The organism is Ruegeria sp. YTSA064, assembly GCF_059610325.1.
In genome coordinates this window covers 217,578-237,182 of the sequence record NZ_JBXWNK010000006.1, presented here as the reverse complement: position 1 = coordinate 237,182, position 19,605 = coordinate 217,578, and the positions used below count along the sequence as shown (strand labels likewise).

The following is a 19,605-nucleotide window of genomic DNA, read 5'->3' as shown; positions in this document are numbered from 1 at the left end:
TCGGTCAAGGCAGGCTCTCGCCATAGGCTGGGGGCGCAATGGGCAATCTGTCACAGAAAATCATAGGCTATGATCTTTGGCACCTTGAGTTGCCAGTTACCTCGCGCCGAGATCACGGTATTGGGTCCGTAGAAGGCGTCTGCGAAGTCGTTGTTCTGCGTCTCAAGTCCGAAGACGGTAACGAAGGGTTTGGTGAAGCTTCCCCTTGGTCCGTTTTCACAGGCACACCCGAAGCCACCTACGCAGCCCTGGATCGTTATCTGCGCCCACTCGTGGTCGGAGAGGTGGTCACTAATCGGTCAGCGATCATGGCGCGGGCGGCTTATGCGGTCGCACATTGCACCGAAGCGAAGGCCGCATTGGAGACTGCGTTGCTTGATCTTGCAGGCAGGATCAGCGGAATTCCGGTTTGGTCCCTTCTGGGTGGGCGGTGTCGTGAGACCATCCCGCTCAGTTGCTCTATCGCGAATCCAGATTTTGTGCAGGATATTGACCTCTTGGCTCGGTTGCAGGCGGATGGTGTTCGCCTTGTGAAGCTCAAAACCGGGTTCAAGGATCACGCCTTTGATATCATGCGACTAGAGTATCTCGCCCAGAACCATCCGGAGTTTTCGGTTCGCGTGGACTATAATCAGGGGCTCAGTATTGAGGACGCTCCCGCTCAGGTACGTGATGTTGCGCAATTCGCTCCTGATTTCATTGAGCAACCCGTTCGAGCCCACCATTTCGGTATGATGGGCAAGCTACGACAGATGATCGACGTACCGCTGCTGGCCGATGAGAGTGTCTTTGGCCCTGAAGATATGGAGCGCGCCGCGCGCGAGGGTATTTGTGATGGGGTATCTGTGAAAATCATGAAATCCGGTGGTCTGGCCCGGGGGCAGTCTGTGGCCCGTGTTGCTGCAGCACATGGTCTAACAGCCTATGGCGGCGATATGTTCGAGGCTGGACTGGCACATCTGGCAGGAACGCACATGATTGCGGCAACCCCCGAGATCACGTTGGGCTGTGAGTTCTACCAAGCTTCCTATTTCCTGAAAGAAGACATTCTGGAAAGCCCTTTCCAAGTCAGCGGCGGCGAGGTGGTCGTCCCTGACGCTCCTGGTCTCGGCAATAGGCCAGACATAGCCAAACTTGACCATTATGCAGTGGCAAAGGCGGTGGCGGCGTGAGCGAGAAGAAGACCATAGCGATCATCGGTGCCGGGATCGTCGGCGTGTCTGCTGCGGTATGGCTGCAGAGGGAAGGGCATAAGGTAATCCTGATCGACAAGGCGGGACCGGGGGAGGGGACCTCCCACGGCAATGGGGGCGTGCTGGCGTCCTGCTCGATTGTGCCAGTGACTGTTCCGGGGCTTCTCAGAAAAGCGCCCAAAATGCTGCTCAGCCCGTCGCAGCCATTGTTTTTGAAATGGGGGTACCTACCAAAGCTGGTCCCTTGGATGACCCGCTATCTGAGTCATGCGAATGCATCAGATGTGGAACGTATCGCTGCAGCTCTGACACCAATTGTTGGCGATAGCTTGAACGACCACAAAGCGCTGGCCGAGGGCACAGGCGCTGAAAAGTGGATTGTGCCCTCAGACTACCTGTTCCTCTACAAAGACCGGCCGCATTACAAGGAAGACGCATTTGGGTGGGACATTCGTCGTCGGAACGGTTTCATATGGGACGAGTTGGAAGGGCCAGCCTTCCACGCCTATGACCCGGTCTATAGTGAAGACATCGGTTTTGCTGCGAAGCTCTCGGACCACGGCCATATCACTGACCCGGGTCGCTATGTCAAAGATCTGGCGGCGTATGTGGAAGCAAATGGAGGGACGATCCTTCGGGCCGCGGTTGATGATGTGGTTCAGGAAAATGGAAAGGTAACCGGCGTTCGTACGGGTGGGGAAACCATCCCGTGCGACACTGCGATCGTAACCGCAGGTGTTTGGTCAGGACCTTTAGCCAAGCGTCTGGGCATTTCTGTTCCCCTTGAGAGCGAACGCGGCTATCATCTTGAATTGGTGGAGCCTTCTGCCATGCCGCGCAGTCCGGTCATGGTGGTTTCTGGCAAATTTGTTGCCACACCGATGGATGGCCGCATTCGTTTGGCTGGCATTGTGGAGTTTGGCGGGCTTGATGCGCCACCCTCGCGCGCGCCGTTTGAATTGATGCGCAAGAATGCCCGGATGGCTTTCCCGGGTTTGAAATGGAAGGAGGAAGTGGAATGGATGGGGCACCGCCCTGCACCAACTGACTCGATCCCAATTATTGGTGAGGCTCCGGGGATCAGCGGTGCGTATATGGGCTTTGGGCATCATCACATAGGCCTGACAGGCGGGCCGAAAACGGGGCGACTTCTGGCCCAGATGATTGCGGGCAGAACCCCGAACACAGACATGGGCGTCTACGCACCCTCGCGTTTCGCAACATAGAAATGACTGGCGAAAAACGCCGGCGTCTCAAAACTTAACAGGGAGAAACATGATGAAAAAACTGACAAGCCTTCTGGCGGCAACCGCTCTGACAGCTGCCGCAGCCGCACCGGCAATGGCCGAGAAATGGGATATGCCGATGGCCTATTCGGCATCGAATTTTCATTCAGCCACGGGCGCGGAATTTGCCAAATGCGTGACCACCGGCACGGGTGGAGAGATTGAGATTGTCACGCACCCTTCTGGCTCGCTGTTCAAAGGTGCCGACATCAAGCGTGCGATCCAGACCGGGCAAGCCCCAATTGGTGAGCGTCTGCTCTCTGGTCACCAGAACGAAAACGCTCTGTTCGGGTTTGACTCGATCCCGTTCCTGGCAACGTCATTTGATGACAGCGCCAAGCTTTGGGACGCTGCTAAACCTTCGATTGAAAAGCTGCTGGCCGAGCAGAACCTGACCCTGCTTTATGCCGTGCCATGGCCACCGCAAGGTCTGTACTTCAAGAACGAAGTGAACTCGGTTGCGGATATGGAAGGGATCAAGTTCCGGTCCTACAACAATGCCACTTCGCGGCTGGCCGAGTTGACCGGGATGCTGCCGGTTACCATCGAGGCGGCTGAGATCAGCCAGGCCTTTGCAACCGGGGTGGCGGATTCCATGGTGTCGTCTGGGTCGACTGGCTATGACCGCAAGGTCTGGGAAAGCCTGAACTACTTCTATGAAGTGGATGCCTGGTTGCCGCGCAACTACGTGATGGTCAACTCGGATGTCTGGGCCGGTGTTTCGGATGCGAACAAGAACGTCATCAAAGGTTGTGCAGAACTGGCCGAGTATGCAGGTAACTGGCGCGCCAAGGAATATACCGGCTTTACGCTTCAGGGTCTGCGCGATGGCGGTATGACCGTTGGTCCTGCGTCCGAGCAAATGACGAATGAGCTGAAAGAAATCGGCGTCACCATGACGAACGAGTGGCTTGAGGCCGCTGGTGACGAAGGCAAAGCCATCGTCGACGCGTTCAACTCTCAGTAACCATTCCAATGCGGGCGGCGGCCCTACCTGCCGCCTGCTCCCAATCCACAAAAAACACAGCGGGGACAGCATGACGGCAATGCGAGGGCTCAGGTCCGTACTGGATTTCATCTATCTGGCAGCAGGGGTTCTGGCGGCGCTCAGTCTGATTGCCATTCTGGTGCTCATTGTGGTGCAAATGCTGGCCCGTTGGACCGGCGAAGTCTTTCCCGGCGCACCGGATTATGCAGGATACGCGATGGCCGCTGCGTCTTTTCTGGCCTTCGCCAACGCGCTGAACCGGGGCAGCCATATTCGGGTGTCCATCCTCTTGAATGCGGTTCCCGATGGCTTTCGCAGAATTCTCGAAATCTGGTGCTTTGCCATCGGCTCTGCCATCATGTGGTACTTCTGCTGGTACGCCTATCGATTTGTGTACTGGAGTTGGAAGTTCAACGACATAAGCCAGGGGCAGGACAAAACCGCCCTTTGGATACCTCAATCAACCATGCTGATCGGAGCCGTCATTCTCGCCATCGCGCTCACCGATCACTTGTTCCACGTCCTGTTCAAAGGTGATCACGGCATCACCCGTGATCTGGCCGATCAGAGCCACGGAGAGTAAGAGCATGGAGAATATATCCGTCATTATCCTCTTCCTCTTTGTCCTCTTCACCTTGCTGGGCACCGGTGTCTGGGTCGGTCTGGCCCTTATGGGCGTCGCATGGGTCGGGATGGAACTATTCACAACACGCCCTGTGGGCGATGTGATGATCACGACTATCTGGTCAGCGTCGTCATCCTGGACGCTGACCGCCTTGCCGATGTTCATCTGGATGGGCGAAATCCTCTACCGCACGCGATTATCCGAAGACATGTTCAAAGGGCTCTCACCGTGGATGGCACCTTTGCCCGGAGGCTTGGTCCACACGAATATCGTAGGCTGTACAGTGTTTGCTGCGGTCTCGGGGTCTTCCGCGGCCACGCTGACTACGGTTGGCAAGATGTCGATCCCGGAACTGCGAAAGCGCAACTACCCCGAACGCATGGTCATCGGCACACTAACCGGAGCGGCAACGCTTGGGCTAATGATCCCACCGTCGCTGACGTTGATCGTCTATGGGGTGACGATCAATGAATCGATTACCAAGCTGTTCTTTGCGGGTATTCTGCCTGGCCTTGTGCTGGCTGCGATGTTCATGGGCTACGTAGCCATCTATTCCAAAGTTGGCAAAGACTGGAACCCCAACGACGAGGGCAAGTTGACGTTTTCCGAAAAGGTCAAGAACTCTCGTTTCCTATTACCGGTGATCTTGCTGATTATGGTGGTAATCGGGTCCATGTATCTGGGATATGCCACCGCGACCGAGGCGGCCGCATTTGGCGTGATCGGAGGTCTGTTGTTGGCCGCGGGGCAGGGGTCGCTGAATTGGAAGACCTTCACTGAAAGCCTGATGGGCGCGACCCGCACCAGCGCAATGATCGCCCTGATCCTTGCAGGCGCTGCGTTCCTGTCACTGTCGATGGGCTTTACCGGCCTGCCGCGGGGGCTGGCTGACCTGATCGCGGGGTGGGAGTTGACACGGTTCGAACTGTTGATGGTCCTGCTGGTTTTCTATGTCATTTTGGGTTGTTTTCTCGATGGGATTTCTTCGGTCGTGCTGACCATGGCCGTTGTCGAACCGATGATCCGTGACGCCGGAATTGATCTCATCTGGTTCGGGATTTTCATCGTCGTCGTCGTCGAGATGGCGCAGATCACACCGCCCATCGGGTTCAACCTGTTCGTGATGCAAGGGATGACCAACCACGAGATGAGCTATATCGCGCGTGCTGCAATCCCAATGTTCCTGATCATGGTGCTCATGGTTTTTGTTCTGATCTGGTTCCCTGAACTGGCCACCTGGTTGCCTGAAAACTTGCGCCAAAGTCCGGGCGGGTAGAACGCCTTGAACCCGCTTCACCTCGCGGCACGTCACGGACCATATGTCTTGGTGTCGGGGCTTATCGCAGGTCTTTTGTTGCCGGGGCTGGCCGAACCAATGCGGCCGTTCCTGCCACCCTTGGTCATGGTGTTGCTTTTTCTAACGCTGCTGCGGATGAAACCAGGTGCCATTTTGGGTTCGCTGGTTGATCTGAAGCATGTTGCCGTAACAATCGTTGCCTTTCAGCTGGCCACGCCGCTGTTGGTGGCTGGGGTAGGTATTGTTGGTGGCTGGACTGATACTCCGGTCTTTCTGTCGTTGCTAATCATGGCAGCGGCTCCATCTATTTCGGGCAGTCCCAATATGTGCCTGATGATGGGATATCCCGCGGAATACGCGATGCGGCTGGTCGTTGCGGGGACTGCTGTGCTGCCAATTACCGCCTTACCAATTTTTTGGCTGATGCCTGAATTGGGTGATATGCAAGCTGTGCTGATGACCACCCTTCGATTGTTTCTTACGATCGTGGTCGCTATCCTCTTTGCCGTTGTGTTGCGGAGGACGGTTCTTCGCGCGCCGTCAGACGCCACGCTTCTGAATATGGAAGGCGCGGCAACGATCACGCTTGCCGTATTTGTGGTCGGCCTGATGCCATCATTGAGTGCGGTGGCCATAGTTAACCCAGGTGTGGCGACATTTTGGATTGTGTTTGCTTGTGTTATTAATTTTGGCGCTCAGGTGGTCTCGTTCCGATTGACGCGCACTAGTCTCCCTCCGGCAAAGGCAACAGCGGTTTCCTTGATAGCTGGAAACCGGAACATTGCTATCTTCTTCGTCGCGCTACCCCCCGAACTGACTTTGCCTATCATGGTATTTATCGGCGCCTATCAGATCCCAATGTATCTTACGCCGCTGATCATGGGTCGGTTGTATCGGCAGGCAGATTCAGTGGCTTGACTTTCTAAGTTACGGATGCGGTTAGCAAACTCGTCAGAATGCTTATTCAACAATCAAAGAAACGAATGTCTAATTCCAACTAAGAAATGTTGACCATATAGCGACCAGATTTCAACGCATGCCTGATGCGCGCGATACTTGGAGTGTAGAAGCAAATCGGAAATTTAAGTTGGACAATTTGGGAGCCGATTATTGGGGTGTTATTGCTAGCTTGATCGTTGGACCAACCGAAGCACTCGTGATTTTTTTGACAGCCCATTTAGATAGATGGCTGCGCTGCTGACACCGACCTGGTGGATTGGCCCTGAATAGCCCAGCTTTCAACAAACTTGAATGGCCTCCAATTGAGCCAGGTGGATTTCATAATATCCTCTTTTGTGCCGATGCTCATCGCTCTGATTTCGTAGGCTGGCTCTCTGGGGAATGGCTCTGTGACCTCAGGCGGCCATTGCAACGGGCTTTCCGTTTGCGATTGTTCTGGCGCTGACTTGCGTGTCGATCTTCATCGGCTTGGCGAATAAACGACGCCGTCGCTAGGGTGTAATAAAAAATTGCCCGGCTAAATGCCGGGCAATTTTCATTGTTAGGTATAAAATTACATCTCGTGGCTGGTCACATCTGTGTGTGATCGCCAACTCCGACGCCGACATAGGTCTCAAACCCTGAGCCTAACACCAACGCGGAAGAGTAGATGTTGCGCAGATCAACCATTCGGGCCGATTTCATAGTTTCTGCCAGGTCATTCAGATTCAAGGCACGGAATTCGTTCCACTCTGTCAGCAAAACAACAACATCAGCTTCTGCGGCCGCGGCATAAGGATCATCCAACCATTCGACACCCGGCAGCAGCGCCTCGCCTTCGGCACGACCTTGCGGATCAACCACGCGCACACGGGCACCGCCACCAATTAGGGCCGGAACGATCGTCAGAGACGGTGCATCGCGCATGTCGTCAGTGTTGGGTTTGAAGGTCACACCCAGCACCGCAACCGTTTTGCCGTTGAAGTTGTCGTCGCAGGCTTCCCGGATCTTTTCGATCATCCGCTTCTTGACCTCGTCATTGACGCGGATGACGGTTTCGGTGATCTGCATTGGATGCGCGTGATCCTGCCCGATCCGTGCAAGTGCAGCGGTATCTTTCGGGAAACAAGAGCCACCATAGCCGGGCCCGGCGTGCAGGAATTTGTTGCCAATCCGTCCATCAAGACCGATGCCACGTGCGACCTCCTTAACATCGCCACCGGCACGTTCACACAGCCCCGCAATTTCGTTGATGAAGGTGATTTTTGTCGCCAGAAATGCGTTTGCGGCGTATTTGATCATCTCGGCACTTTCCAGATCGGTGGTTAGGATCGGGAAATCCCGCAGATAGAGTGGGCGATATATTTCCGCCATAACCTCTGCAGCGCGTTCGCTTTCGACGCCTACAACAACACGGTCAGGGCGCATAAAATCATCAATTGCTGCACCTTCGCGCAAGAATTCTGGGTTCGAAGCTACATCGAAACTCGCCTTGGGATTGGCAGCTGATACGACTGCATGAACCTTGCGATTGGTACCAACCGGGACAGTCGATTTGGTGACTACGACCGTATATTCAGTTATAGCTTGCGCGATCTCTTCGGCTGCAGCCATCACATAAGTCAGGTCAGCATGGCCATCGCCGCGTCGAGTTGGCGTTCCGACTGCGATGAACACAGCGTCTGCTCCATCGACCGCTGACGCTAAGTCAGTGGTGAATGTCAGACGGCCTGCAGACACATTCTTGGCCATAAGTACATCGAGGCCCGGTTCATAAATCGGCACCTCGCCGGCCTGAAGCATTTCGATCTTGCGCTCAGATTTGTCAACGCAAACAACGTCGTGCCCGAAATCTGAAAAGCAAACTCCGGACACCAGGCCGACATATCCGGTACCAATCATAGCAATACGCATTAATCAAATTCCTTCTTTTTCCCGCCAGCGGTGCGCTTCCGATTGGAACCACACACTTAACCATTGCTCAGCGTATGGGCGCAGTACCGATATTGGTGTCCGGAACATTCCACCGGGATGCAACTCTTCGCGACGGAATATGCCCTTTAGGGGGGGATGTTCAAGTGAGTTTGTTTACTCTGACGGTGGTGTTCAAACCATTGAATAAGAGCATTGGTTGTTTGTCCGGTGAAGAATGACCGATAAGTGACAATAGGGTTTTTGCTGCTGCCAACATAAGGTTAGGGTGACCGACAACGATACGTGATCGCTCAAAACAATCAGGGCATAAAGGCGTCGCTCGGATCGAGGTGTTCTTAAATCGCCTCACCCAGCCATTTGAATACGAGCTTTGCGCGGTCGGATGAGGTGTTGTGCAGTTTAACGTAAAAATCCAGTTGTGATGAAATGGTCTGCGGCAACAACTTAACGAGTTTGCCGGATGCGACTAGCTCCGAGGTCAAGCCCTCCCATCCTAAAACTGCCCCCATATCGTCTTGAGCGGCCTGAAGCGCAATCGTGTAATTGTTGACGCGATGGGCGGAGTTCAAAGGGCCATCATACCCCAGTTTTTGGGTCCACGCGCGCCAGTCAGTCCATCCGGTATCCGGGGCATCAAGATGAATGAGTGGAAGCCCAGCGATTTCGTCGACCCGTTCAATCGGGTTTTGTTCTGCAAACCGGGGGCTGCATAAGGCCATGATGTTGTCATGAAACAGCGTCTTGAAAATACCCGTTTCACGGCTGGAATCTCCGTAATGGATGCTCAGATCACACTTCGACGAGTCGACGCCGAGATCTGTCACAACCTGCGTAACGGAAACATGTCCGTGTTGTTTCCAGAATTGGGCAAGGCGTGGTGTGAGCCAGAGTGAGCTTACCGCTGTTGTCGAGCGGATCGTCACGCCTTTTTTGTCGTACTGGCGCCGCAATTGCCCAAGGGCCTCGCTGATCCCTTCTAGGCTGCGTTGCAGTGAGACAAGTAGGTATGCCCCACTTTCAGTCAGTTCAACACCGCGATGATGGCGCACAAACAACCCGCATTGCAGTTCATTCTCTAGCGCTTTGACCTGATGGCTGATCGCGGCCGGGGTGACGTTGAGTTCTTCAGCCGCGGTCTTGAAGCTGACATGCCGCGCGGCTGCTTCGAAGCTGATCAGCGAACTAAGAGGTGGTAGATCGTAGGGACGGTTGGGCAAGATGTTTTGACCTGTGATGGATCGATTGCCTGATAAATTAAAGGAGATCGTCTGGCTATAGACTTATTTCATCTAACTCAGAGTGAATCTTTTTGCAATTGTCGGCCAACGGTTCCCGATGAAAATGCTCCCCAACCGGTTTGCAATGCGATCCCTTGTTGGTCGTGCACAGTTTGAAGGAGTTGCGGAATGCAGTCACATGCAAAAGTCGTGGTTGTCGGAGGAGGTTGCGTAGGGGCGTCGATCCTTTACGGGCTGACAGAACATGGCTGCACAGATGCGGTCATGCTGGAACGTACAACACTAACCTCCGGCTCGACTTGGCATGCAGCGGGTCTGTTGGTGACCTTCGTGCGGTCGCACAATGTGTCGAAGATGACGATGGAAACCATCCGCATCTATACTGAGGTTGAAGAAAAGATGGGCAGCTCGGTCGGGTTGCGGAAGGTTGGTCAACTGCGGGTCGCCAACACTGAAAAGCGCTGGGACGAGTTCCAGTCTTATATCTCGATTGCCGAGGCGGCTGGCGTACCTTGCAAGCTACTGACCCCTGAAGAGATTACCGAAGTCCATCCGTTGCTAAACCAGAGCCCGGACATTCGGGGTGGTATCCTGCACACCGAAGACGGGTACGTGAATCCGGCCGATATCACCATGGCTCTGGCCAAGCTGGCACGCGATGCTGGTGCCAAGGTTTACCAGAACACCGAGGCTCAGGCCTATGAAAAGCTGGATAACGGCCATTGGAAAGTGACCACCAACCAGGGTGAGATCACATGTGAGCATCTGATCTTCGCGACTGGCAACTATGCCCGCGAAAACGCACGCCGCGTGGGGTTGGATCTGCCCTGTATTCCGATCGTTCACCAGTATTGGACCACCGAGACCGTACCGCTGCTGAAAGAGCGCCGGGCGGAGGGCCTGCCAGAATTCCCGATCCTGCGGGATGAAGATTACGGCGCTTATCTGCGCGAAGATGTGGGCGGCATCCAGTTCGGGCCCTATGAATTCACCAAAGACCTCAAGCTATTTGCCGAAGACCGCGTGCCACCGGAATTTGGCGCTGATCTACTGCCCGAGGATTTCGACGCCGTGGAAACTCAGTGGGAACGCGCGATTGAAAGGGTGCCCACACTGGGTGAGGTTGGGATCAAAGCCAACACCCGCGGTCCATTTCAGATGACACCGGACGAGCTGCCTTTGGCCGGTCCAGCGCCGGGACATGAAAACCTCTGGCTGGCCGAAGGCATGCCCGGTGGCATTCTGTGGGGCGGGACGGTTGGCAACCGTCTGGCCAAGTGGATCGTCGATGGCGATCCGGGCATGGATATGTCGGAACTCGATCCGCGCAGGTTCTCGGATTATGCCTCCAAGCGCTGGACCATGGATAAGGTGCGCGAGACATGGGGCACCCATATGGATGCGCATGTGCCGGGCGAGGACTTCCCCGATGCGCGTCCTATGAAGACCGTCGGGTCATATGATCTGCTGACCGCACAAGGAGCAGTCTGGACCAGCTTCAATGGCTACGAATTCCCGCGATGGTTCGCCAAATCACCCGAAGAAGCGATCCCCGAACACAGCTTCCGTCGCACCAATCATATGGAGCGGGTTCAGAAAGAGGTGCGAACTACACGTGAAGAAGCTGGTTTCATCGAAATGTCTCCGATGACCAAATTCACCGTTCGCGGACAGGGGGCCGCACAGTGGTTAGACAGCATCATGGCCAACAAACTGCCAAAAGTGGGCCGCATGACCCTGTCGCTGATGCTGAACGACAAGGGCGGCATGGATGCGGAATACACCATCGTGCGCTATGCCGACGACGATTTCTACCTGATCTCAACACCGAACTGGCGGGCCTATAACTGGGACCAACTACAGCGCGCGCTGCCGCGCGACGGGTCTGTCGTGATCGAGGACATCTCAGAGCAGCTGGGCGTGATCGCGCTAGCCGGGCCCAAGGCACGCGAAATCTTACAGCCGCTGACGGACAATGATCTGTCAAATGAAGCCTTCCCGTGGCTCTCGGCGCAGATGGGTGAGGTGGGCTATGCCAAAGGTGTGCACCTGCTGCGTGTCTCGTATACCGGAGAGCTTGGATGGGAACTGCATCACCCGGTTGGGTACAATCGCCACCTCGTTGATCTGCTGCTGAAGACCGGCGTGAAACCCTTCGGTCTTGAGGCGCTGGAATCGATGCGACTTGAGAAATCCTATCGCGCCATCAATCGCGAGATTTGCAAGGACCTGACACCCTATGAGGCCGATCTGGGCCGTTTCGTGGCGATGACAGAAAAGATCGGCGGGCAGGTGGCCGAACGTGACTTCATCGGCAAAGCCGCGCTGCAGAAGCAACAGGCCGATGGTGGATACAACACGCTGGTCACACTGAAGCTGCCGTTCTGCGATACCTCGGTGATGTTCGACGAAGGCGTCTATGCCGATGGTAAGTTGATCGGGCGGGTCACCTCGGGCGGGTTCTCGTTTTACTGCAACCACGACATTGCGATGGCACTGGTGCCACAGGACATGACGGCACCCGGCACCAAAATGCAGGTGCTTATCCACAATGAAATGCGCGAGGCCGAAGTGATCGATACCTGCGCCGTTGATCCCACCAGCACCCGCGCCCGCGCCTGATCCGGAGGAATTGAGATGGCAGAAGTCAAAGCACGCTCGGGCCGTGGCGGCGGACGTGCCGCGCGGGTCAAGGCTCGCACCAACCCGCCCCCCGTCTACCTGTCGACGCTCAACCGCAAGGTGGGACCAATTGATCTGCTTGGCCCCGAAGGCGTTGAGAAGATTCACAACGCCGCAATGACGATCCTTGAGGCAACAGGCATTGAATTCCGTGACCCCGTCGCCTTAGCCGACTGGAAGAAATACGGTGCGGATGTGCAGGGTGAACGGGTGCGTATCGGGCGCGAGATGCTGATGGACCTGATCTCGGCCGTTCCCCCAGAGTGGGGCTATGCCGCGCGCAACCCGGAACGCTCGCTTCGGGTGGGCAATCAGCATTCGGTCTTTGCCAACGCTTATGGTGCGCCGTTTGTCTACGGTCTGGATGGCGTGCGCCGCCCTTCGATGCTTGAGGATGCACATAATTTCTTCAAGCTCAGCCAAATGAGCCAGTCGATGATGGTGCCGGGTATTTTGCCGGTTGAGCCGCAGGATGTGCCCGTCCCGCAACGCCATCTAGAGTTGGTTCATGCCGCACTGACCTTGACGGACAAACCGATCAAAGGTTCGGTGCTGTCGGAACAGGCGGCACTGGATTCGGTTGAGATGACTCGCATCGTGTTTGGTGAGGAATTTGTCGACAACAATGTGGTAATGGCGGCCCTACTGAACTGCAACACACCGCTCGTCTGGGATGAGACCATGTTGCAAAGCTTGCGCGTCTATGCCGCTGCCAACCAGCCCTGCCTGCTGTCGCCCTTTGTCCTTGCCGGGGCAAGCACACCTGCCAGCCCGCAGGGAGGTGTCGCGCTGCTGATCGCCGAATCGCTGGCGGGAATGGCTTACAGCCAGATCATTCGGCGCGGAGCACCGATGGTATTGGGCGTCGCGATCATGGGCGTTTCGATGAAGACAGGCGCACCGATGATGGGGTCCCCGGAGCCCGGCTTGATGAACCTTTTGGTGGGTCAGATGGCGCGGTTCTACGGTGTGCCGTGGCGAACCTGCACGATGTGGACCGGATCGAAATCCCCGGATATGCAGGCGGCGTTCGACACCGCAAATACCATGTGGCCGGTGCTGCTGGGCGGTGCGAACTACATCGTCCACTCGGCGGGCTTTCTTGAGGGCGCGCTTGGGGTCAGCTATTCGAAATGGGTGCAGGACGCATTGCAGTTAGAGAACTTCCACCGTTTCTTCAGTGGCCTGCAAGAGGAGAATCTGGACGCTTTGCTGGGCGACATCGAAAACATCGGACCCGGCGGACATTTCCTAGGCACCGACCACACGCGTGAGAACCCCATGCACATGAACCACTTGCAAAACAATGACAGTTTTGAACAGTGGGAAGCTGAGGGCTCGAAAACCGCCGAAGTCGTTGGTACGGAAGAGGCGCAGCGTATGCTAAACACCTATGTGCGGCCGCCAATGCCGGATGATCAGCGCGGTGCGTTGGATGAGTTCGTCGCCAAAAAGCGGTTGGAATACAGCGCTTGATTAATCTGGAAAGCGGGCGCTAACGTGCCCGGTTCATAACCCAAGGACAGGATCACGCACATGACCGATGACTCGACGACAACGCTCTCACTCGACGAGGTAAGGGGCTTGGCCAGGTCTGTCTTTGTGGCTGCGGGAGTGGATGAGCACGGTAGCGCAGTATTGGCCGATCTTGTTCGAATGAGCGAACGAGACGGGCCACGAAGCCATGGCCTACGAATGTTACCTGTTTATGCGCAGAGCTTTGCTTCGGGCTACGCCAACCCCGCCGCCAACCCGAGTGTTGAACGTATCGCTCCGGGTGTTTTGCGGGGGGATGGCGACAATGGTTATTACCAGATCGTGGCCGCCAAAGCGCGGAACGAGCTTATTGAGATGGCGCGCGAGAACGGGATTGCGGCATTCAGTTGTGCCAATTGCCACCATCTGGGGGCGTTACGGTTCGATACCGGTTCGTTAGCTGAGGCTGGACTGGTCGCGCTAGGTGTCGTGAACTCGCTTTCCATGGTGGTGCCACAAGGGGGCGTTCGCCCGGTTTTTGGCACCAATCCGATGTCTTTTGCCTGCCCTCGACCTGGGGGTGAGCCGGTCGTCTGGGATCAGGCATCGTCCATGGTGGCACTTATGGATATTCGCATGGCAGCTGCGGAAGGGCATGATTTACCACGTCCTGCAGGGCTTGATCCAGAGGGACAGCCGACACGTGACCCCAACGCCATACTGGAAACCCGCAGTTTGTTGCCATTTGGTGAACACAAGGGAGCAGCGATTGCATTCCTGATCGAGGTCCTCGGTGCAGCACTGGCTGGCGGAACCTTGTCCGTCGACAACGCCAAGCGCGAAGCGCACGGGGCGTTAAATATCAAAGGCGGCAACACGCTGATCGCAATTGATCCGGCGCGGTTTGGCAACGAAGCGTTTGGAGAATATGTCCAGCGCATTTGCGGCGAGATTGAAGGTAATGGCGATGCACGCGTCCCCGGAGATGGAAGGTTGAAGAATCGCGCTGCTGCCGAAGCGGATGGAGTTAGTGTCACTGCTGAATTGATGGCACAACTGCGCGAACTTCAGTAGAGGCCGCACGAATGTCTCGGGTCGTTGTAATCGGTGGCGGTGTTGTCGGAATTTCCTGTGCTTTAACACTGCAGTCGCAGGGGCACTCTGTCACGGTCGTTGAACCCGGACCGGTGGGTGAGGGGGCAAGCTGGGCCTCCTGCGGCTGTATCGCGGTTGGCGAGATCGTGCCTTTGTCGCAGCCGGGGATGCTGATGAAAGTGCCGGGTTGGTTGCTGGATTCCGAGGCCCCGCTTTCTTTGCGGCCAGCCTCGGCATTGAAGCTGATTCCTTGGTTTGCGCGGTTCACAGCCAATGCGCGGCGTTCGAAGATGCGGGCGATTACCGCCGATCTGGCACAACTCACCTTTGCTGCCACTGATGATTTCAAAGCGCAGCTCGCAGATGTTGGTCACCCAGAGCTTTTGGTTGAGCGACCAGTGATCAAGCTGTTTGATGATGACAATGACCTTGCGACCATGCGCGCAGCCTTTGATCTCGCGCGTGAGTTCGGGTGCACCATCGACCAGGTATCAGGCCATGAAGCGCATGAGATGGACCCCGCTATTGCGCCCGATTTCAAATATGCAGCGCTGTTACGGGATTGGAGCTTTGTGACGGATCCAAAACTGTTGGTCGAAATTCTGATGCAGAGCTTCACCCAACGGGGCGGGGAGATTGTCTCGAATGCAGCGGTCGACTTTACTCGTGATGGTCAACATATCCAAAACGTGCATACCGGCGACGGGCGCACGCTTAGCGCGGATGAGTTTGTAGTTGCCGCAGGCACGCATTCGCGCGTTTTGGCTAAGAAGTTGAATATTCCACTGCGCATGGAGGGTGTTATCGGATACTCAACTGCTTTGCACGACAGTGGAATCGATCTGCGCCACACGGTGTTTTACGCAAAGGGCGGGTTTGGCATCACCCCTTATGAGGATGCGCTGGCCGTGGCAGGCACCGCAGAGTTTGCGGACTTGAATGCGCAGCCCGATTGGAACCGGGCCGATGTACTGGTCAAACGTGCGCACCGTGTATTGCCGGGGTTGCGGACTGAGAAATTTGAGCGCCGCATGGGTCGTCGCCCTTTTACGCCTGATACACGCCCGATCATTGGCCGCAGCAGGCGTCTGACCAATGTCACTTTTGCTACGGGCCACGGGCAACTGGGTCTGACATTGGGAGCGACGACGGCGCGACTTGTTGCAGATGTAATCGCTGGCAGGGTACCGAGCATCGATATACAGGCCTTCAGCCCGGATCGGTTCTAAAACTAAGCCAGAGCCCGCCCAATTCCTTATGGGCGACGTAAGATGCCACCAAAAGCCCGATCATCCATCCAGTGATCACGGCACAGGCGGTTCCATACCAGACACCGATTTCGTTGAAGCCGAGAACGCCGATAAAAATCCAGACAAAAAAAGCGACGCCAAATCCCTGACGATAGAGGCTGATCCATACTGTCCAGATTGGCCGTTTTAGCGCCTGCAGCAGCGAGTTGATTGAAAACAGCATCATATAGAATGGAAGGATCAGACTATCGACACGTAGATAGCTGAGCCCCACGCGAATAACTTCGGGATCATCGGTAAAGAGACCCAGCAGAGACCGGCCAAATATCCACAGGATAGGGGCCGCAATAGCGGTCATGACCAGCCCGACTTTCCAGCAATAAAACAGGGCTTCGCGCACCCTTTCATAGTCCCGTGCCCCGAAATTCTGAGATGCGATGGGAAGCAGCGCACCAGTGACCCCGAGCACAGGCAATAGCAGAATCTGCTCCAACCTAATAGCGACACCGAAGCCCGCAATCGCGTGCTCGCCGAAGATTTTCAACGCGAACTGCACGACAAAACCTGATAGGAGCATCACGATGAACGATGTGGCCGTTGGAAGGACTTGAACTGAGATTTCCTTGAACTTTTGCAGGCGCGGAATGAAATTTCTTGCCCGCATGCGCCTCATTCTTCGGCGTCTGAGCACCTGGCGGATCATGAACACCATCACACCGGTTTGGCTGATTACCGTAGAAATGGCGAGGCCATCGAACCCGATGCCGGGGATCAAGCCCGGGATACCAAAGATCAACAACGGATTGAGGCCAATATTGGCAAAAAACGCAACGATAAGAGCGCGTTGCATCGAAACCGCGTCCCCATGTGCTTGAAGAATTCCGTTGCATCCAAAGGCCAAAAGGAACCCGGGCAGGGCCAGTAATAGCCAGTAGAAATAGCGTAATCCCGCTTCGCGATATGGTCCCGGTTCCGAAACCAATTGAATAAGTGCCGGGCCGTACCAGAGCCCTGCCAATGCCAAAACTCCGGCTGCGATGAAACCGTAGATCATCCCTTGAGCTGCAAACCGCCGTGCCGCGCGATTATCACCGGCACCCAAGGCATTACCGACGAGCGCGCTCATTGCTGCGCCCAATCCAACCCCGACTGAGATTGCGATGAAGAATGCCTGAAAACCCAATGCCAGGCCTGCTTGCGCACTGGTCGAGAGGAGCCCGGCAAAGAACATATCTACGACGTTGTAGAGCGTGTTGAACAGCATCCCAATTGCCGCTGGGATGGCTAAGGTTCGAAAATGGGCTGAGATCGGCCCGCGTGTCAGATCAATATCGGTTGGGGCAGCCACCTCAGTAAGCCCCTAAGGGCGCTCGGCTTGAACGGTGAGGAAGACGAACTCGGGTGTCAGAACCTCTTCAAAGCCGTGGTTCAATTCCGCATCAACACTAATACTATCCCCGGCTGAAAGCGTGAATCTTGCTTCGCCATAGCGATAGACTGCCTGTCCTTCGAGGACCTGAACAAACACAACGCCGTGCCCGACATAGGTGGGCGGTTGTCCCTCATCCCGCAACAGCGTTACGCGACGGGCCTGGAAACGCAGGTCTTTCCGAGAGTGCAATGCGAGGTTGACATATTCATGCGAATGTCCACCGGCTAAGCGAGTGGACTTCAACCCTTCGCCATGGCGCACGAGGGTATAGTCAGTGTGATCAGTTCTTGCTTCGCGAAACAGTGAAACGATGGGGACTTCTAGTGCTTCCGCCAATGCCGCAAGAGTGTCAATCGAAGGTGATACCAGCCCATTTTCGATACGGCTGACCATCGCAGCCGAAATACCCGATTGTTCGGCAAGCCGGCGGGCGGATTGCTTCCGGCTTTGACGCAGCTCCCTCAGAGAGGCGCCAATGGCACGGTCAATCTGTCTTCCCGGCGTGTCAACTTGCATGAAACGTCCCGTCAATCTTCGCCGTAATAGCCTACGACGTCTCCTTTTGTTGTGACACCCAGACCATTCAGCAACCGATTGGCATAATTGAAATATCCCACGATTTGATTGATTTCGAGGATCTCACCGTCTTCCCAGCCAGCATCTTTCAAGGCGTCTACATCCGATTCTTCCATGGTGCCCGGCGACAGCGTCAGCTTCTCAGCATAGCTCAACGCGGCCAGATGTGCGCCCTCGAACGCATCCTGGGGGCGATGCGCCGTAAGCGCAGCCTCAATTGAGTCGGCGCGTGCGTCGTCACCGATCAGATGACGGGCGTTTGCCCAGTGGTTGGCATAGGAGTAAGGGCACGTGTTCAGCGTGGAAACGTAGGAGCTAATAACTTCCTGAAACCACATAGGCACTGAATTGGCGTCATCATGAAGGCAGGCGCGATACAAAATGACGTGCCCTTTCATGGTGTTGGGACGTAGCGAATGGACACGCATCACGTTGTCCACTGTCCCATGCGGCGTACGCGCTAAATCAAGGGTATTCTTCAAATGTTCGTCGGCATCTTCGTCAGATATCATCCGAATCCAGGCAGACATTCATTCGTCCTTCTATAGTTTATTTTCGTATTTCGAGGCGGCGACCGAGCGCCCGTTGAGTTTTTTATTGACGAATATTGCACATTACGCAACCATATTGATTAGCGCGCAACAGATTTGAGGATTCTGAAGCTTTGCCAGATTGCTCCGCTTTGCCAAATTCAAAGCTGCCGATGTCTTGTGCCAACAGGCATGACGACGGATCGCGGTTGATCAAATGCGCGCAAGGTCGAAATGCGCCTGGTTTGTTGACGGGCTATACTCGCAACCTCAAAGGTCAGCTAATGCGTCTGACCCGGATATCGACAGGTTCGGCATGACTCAGCCCTCCCCCATGATAGAAGTGACCAATCTTGATAAGTATTATGGCACCTTCCATGCACTCAAGAATATCGATCTGACTGTTCATCAGGGTGAAAAGGTTGTGATCTGTGGCCCGTCTGGGTCGGGAAAATCCACGCTGATCCGTTGTTTCAATGGGTTGGAATGGCATAACTCTGGACGTCTCGTGATTGATGGCATCGAAGTTTACAAAGACGCAAAAGAAATACGTGAGTTGCGGCAAGAAGTCGGAATGGTGTTTCAGCAGTTTAACCTGTTTCCGCATTTGACCGTGCTTGAAAACCTGATGATCGGGCCGATGAAGGTGCGAAAGATTACCAAAGCTCAGGCCGAGGAAACCGCACGCAATTATCTTGATCGAGTTCACATTCCCGAGCAGGCCGACAAGTATCCGGCGCAATTGTCGGGTGGGCAACAACAGCGCGTTGCCATCGCGCGGTCCTTGTGCATGGAAACCCGGATCATGCTGTTTGATGAGCCGACCTCTGCGCTTGATCCAGAGATGATAAATGAAGTGCTGGATGTGATGGTGGAACTTGCCGATACCGGTATGACCATGGTTGTTGTCACCCATGAGATGGGGTTTGCCCGTAAGGTCGCTGACACGATGGTCTTTATGGAGGCCGGGCAGATCGTGGAAATTTCACCCCCAGAACAATTCTTTACCAACCCGTCCAGCGAACGCTGTCGCCTGTTCCTGAACCAGATATTGGAGCACTGA

Annotated in this window: 16 protein-coding genes; 11 read left to right on the top strand and 5 right to left on the bottom strand. The window is 55.4% G+C overall.

Features of this window, described 5'->3' with window-relative positions:
- The first annotated feature begins 38 nt into the window (after positions 1 to 38).
- The 6 genes from AC2FI7_RS11225 to AC2FI7_RS11200 all read left to right on the top strand — a co-directional run bounded on the left by AC2FI7_RS11225 (position 39) and on the right by AC2FI7_RS11200 (position 6,307).
- Positions 39 to 1,172, top strand: coding sequence for an enolase C-terminal domain-like protein (locus AC2FI7_RS11225; RefSeq protein ID WP_010441593.1), 1,134 nt, complete (start codon positions 39 to 41; stop codon positions 1,170 to 1,172).
- Entirely contained in the window at positions 1,169 to 2,419 is a 1,251-nt protein-coding gene (locus tag AC2FI7_RS11220; RefSeq protein WP_010441592.1) for an NAD(P)/FAD-dependent oxidoreductase, read from the top strand. The genes AC2FI7_RS11225 and AC2FI7_RS11220 overlap by 4 nt, the downstream gene beginning before the upstream one ends.
- A gap of 52 nt (positions 2,420 to 2,471) precedes the next feature.
- Positions 2,472 to 3,446 carry a TRAP transporter substrate-binding protein gene (locus AC2FI7_RS11215; protein ID WP_010441591.1) on the top strand — a complete coding sequence of 325 codons (975 nt, stop codon included), beginning with the start codon at positions 2,472 to 2,474 and terminating at the stop codon, positions 3,444 to 3,446.
- Positions 3,447 to 3,516: 70 nt separating this feature from the next.
- Positions 3,517 to 4,050, top strand: coding sequence for a TRAP transporter small permease (locus AC2FI7_RS11210; protein WP_010441590.1), 534 nt, complete (start codon positions 3,517 to 3,519; stop codon positions 4,048 to 4,050).
- 4 nt (positions 4,051 to 4,054) lie between these two features.
- Complete coding sequence (locus AC2FI7_RS11205) at positions 4,055 to 5,368, top strand: TRAP transporter large permease (protein ID WP_010441588.1); 1,314 nt, start codon at positions 4,055 to 4,057, stop codon at positions 5,366 to 5,368.
- 6 nt (positions 5,369 to 5,374) lie between these two features.
- Positions 5,375 to 6,307: a hypothetical protein gene (locus AC2FI7_RS11200; protein ID WP_010441587.1), complete on the top strand. Its 933-nt coding sequence runs from the start codon at positions 5,375 to 5,377 to the stop codon at positions 6,305 to 6,307.
- A gap of 612 nt (positions 6,308 to 6,919) precedes the next feature.
- On the opposite strand, the gene AC2FI7_RS11195 is transcribed toward AC2FI7_RS11200, so the two are convergent.
- Positions 6,920 to 8,242 (bottom strand): UDP-glucose dehydrogenase family protein, encoded by a 1,323-nt coding sequence (locus tag AC2FI7_RS11195; RefSeq protein ID WP_010441586.1) that lies wholly within the window; start codon positions 8,240 to 8,242, stop codon positions 6,920 to 6,922.
- 356 nt (positions 8,243 to 8,598) lie between these two features.
- The gene (locus AC2FI7_RS11190; protein ID WP_010441585.1) at positions 8,599 to 9,480 is read right to left on the bottom strand and encodes a LysR substrate-binding domain-containing protein; all 882 of its coding nucleotides are present in this window, start codon (positions 9,478 to 9,480) and stop codon (positions 8,599 to 8,601) included.
- A 189-nt stretch (positions 9,481 to 9,669) separates the two neighbouring features.
- Between AC2FI7_RS11190 and AC2FI7_RS11185 the strand changes: the two genes are divergently transcribed.
- The 4 genes from AC2FI7_RS11185 to AC2FI7_RS11170 are packed head-to-tail and all read left to right on the top strand — an operon-like array spanning position 9,670 to position 15,983.
- Positions 9,670 to 12,123, top strand: a complete 2,454-nt coding sequence (locus AC2FI7_RS11185; RefSeq protein ID WP_010441584.1) for a GcvT family protein — start codon at positions 9,670 to 9,672, stop codon at positions 12,121 to 12,123.
- Positions 12,124 to 12,138: 15 nt separating this feature from the next.
- Complete coding sequence (locus tag AC2FI7_RS11180) at positions 12,139 to 13,659, top strand: trimethylamine methyltransferase family protein (protein ID WP_010441583.1); 1,521 nt, start codon at positions 12,139 to 12,141, stop codon at positions 13,657 to 13,659.
- A 60-nt stretch (positions 13,660 to 13,719) separates the two neighbouring features.
- Entirely contained in the window at positions 13,720 to 14,733 is a 1,014-nt protein-coding gene (locus tag AC2FI7_RS11175; protein WP_496816154.1) for an Ldh family oxidoreductase, read from the top strand.
- Positions 14,734 to 14,744: 11 nt separating this feature from the next.
- Complete coding sequence (locus AC2FI7_RS11170) at positions 14,745 to 15,983, top strand: NAD(P)/FAD-dependent oxidoreductase (protein ID WP_010441581.1); 1,239 nt, start codon at positions 14,745 to 14,747, stop codon at positions 15,981 to 15,983.
- On the opposite strand, the gene AC2FI7_RS11165 is transcribed toward AC2FI7_RS11170, so the two are convergent.
- Genes AC2FI7_RS11165 through AC2FI7_RS11155 form a run of 3 tightly spaced genes read right to left on the bottom strand, consistent with a single transcriptional unit; the run spans position 15,964 to position 18,542 of the window.
- Complete coding sequence (locus tag AC2FI7_RS11165) at positions 15,964 to 17,352, bottom strand: MATE family efflux transporter (RefSeq protein WP_010441579.1); 1,389 nt, start codon at positions 17,350 to 17,352, stop codon at positions 15,964 to 15,966. The genes AC2FI7_RS11170 and AC2FI7_RS11165 overlap by 20 nt on opposite strands.
- Before the next feature lie 12 nt (positions 17,353 to 17,364).
- The gene (locus AC2FI7_RS11160) at positions 17,365 to 17,952 is read right to left on the bottom strand and encodes a helix-turn-helix domain-containing protein (RefSeq protein WP_010441577.1); all 588 of its coding nucleotides are present in this window, start codon (positions 17,950 to 17,952) and stop codon (positions 17,365 to 17,367) included.
- 11 nt (positions 17,953 to 17,963) lie between these two features.
- The gene (locus AC2FI7_RS11155) at positions 17,964 to 18,542 is read right to left on the bottom strand and encodes a carboxymuconolactone decarboxylase family protein (protein WP_170774393.1); all 579 of its coding nucleotides are present in this window, start codon (positions 18,540 to 18,542) and stop codon (positions 17,964 to 17,966) included.
- A gap of 316 nt (positions 18,543 to 18,858) precedes the next feature.
- On the opposite strand from AC2FI7_RS11155, the gene AC2FI7_RS11150 reads away from it, so the two are divergent.
- Positions 18,859 to 19,605: an amino acid ABC transporter ATP-binding protein gene (locus AC2FI7_RS11150; RefSeq protein ID WP_319544528.1), complete on the top strand. Its 747-nt coding sequence runs from the start codon at positions 18,859 to 18,861 to the stop codon at positions 19,603 to 19,605.

Excerpts from the sequence above, each read along its gene's own strand:
- AC2FI7_RS11225 (WP_010441593.1), top strand. The coding sequence starts at position 39 with ATGGGCAATCTGTCACAGAAAATCATAGGCTATGATCTTTGGCACCTT.
- AC2FI7_RS11215 (WP_010441591.1), top strand. The coding sequence starts at position 2,472 with ATGAAAAAACTGACAAGCCTTCTGGCGGCAACCGCTCTGACAGCTGCC.
- AC2FI7_RS11210 (WP_010441590.1), top strand. The coding sequence starts at position 3,517 with ATGACGGCAATGCGAGGGCTCAGGTCCGTACTGGATTTCATCTATCTG.
- AC2FI7_RS11205 (WP_010441588.1), top strand. The coding sequence starts at position 4,055 with ATGGAGAATATATCCGTCATTATCCTCTTCCTCTTTGTCCTCTTCACC.
- AC2FI7_RS11195 (WP_010441586.1), bottom strand. The coding sequence starts at position 8,242 with ATGCGTATTGCTATGATTGGTACCGGATATGTCGGCCTGGTGTCCGGA.
- AC2FI7_RS11185 (WP_010441584.1), top strand. The coding sequence starts at position 9,670 with ATGCAGTCACATGCAAAAGTCGTGGTTGTCGGAGGAGGTTGCGTAGGG.
- AC2FI7_RS11180 (WP_010441583.1), top strand. The coding sequence starts at position 12,139 with ATGGCAGAAGTCAAAGCACGCTCGGGCCGTGGCGGCGGACGTGCCGCG.
- AC2FI7_RS11175 (WP_496816154.1), top strand. The coding sequence starts at position 13,720 with ATGACCGATGACTCGACGACAACGCTCTCACTCGACGAGGTAAGGGGC.
- AC2FI7_RS11170 (WP_010441581.1), top strand. The coding sequence starts at position 14,745 with ATGTCTCGGGTCGTTGTAATCGGTGGCGGTGTTGTCGGAATTTCCTGT.
- AC2FI7_RS11160 (WP_010441577.1), bottom strand. The coding sequence starts at position 17,952 with ATGCAAGTTGACACGCCGGGAAGACAGATTGACCGTGCCATTGGCGCC.
- AC2FI7_RS11155 (WP_170774393.1), bottom strand. The coding sequence starts at position 18,542 with ATGTCTGCCTGGATTCGGATGATATCTGACGAAGATGCCGACGAACAT.
- AC2FI7_RS11150 (WP_319544528.1), top strand. The coding sequence starts at position 18,859 with ATGACTCAGCCCTCCCCCATGATAGAAGTGACCAATCTTGATAAGTAT.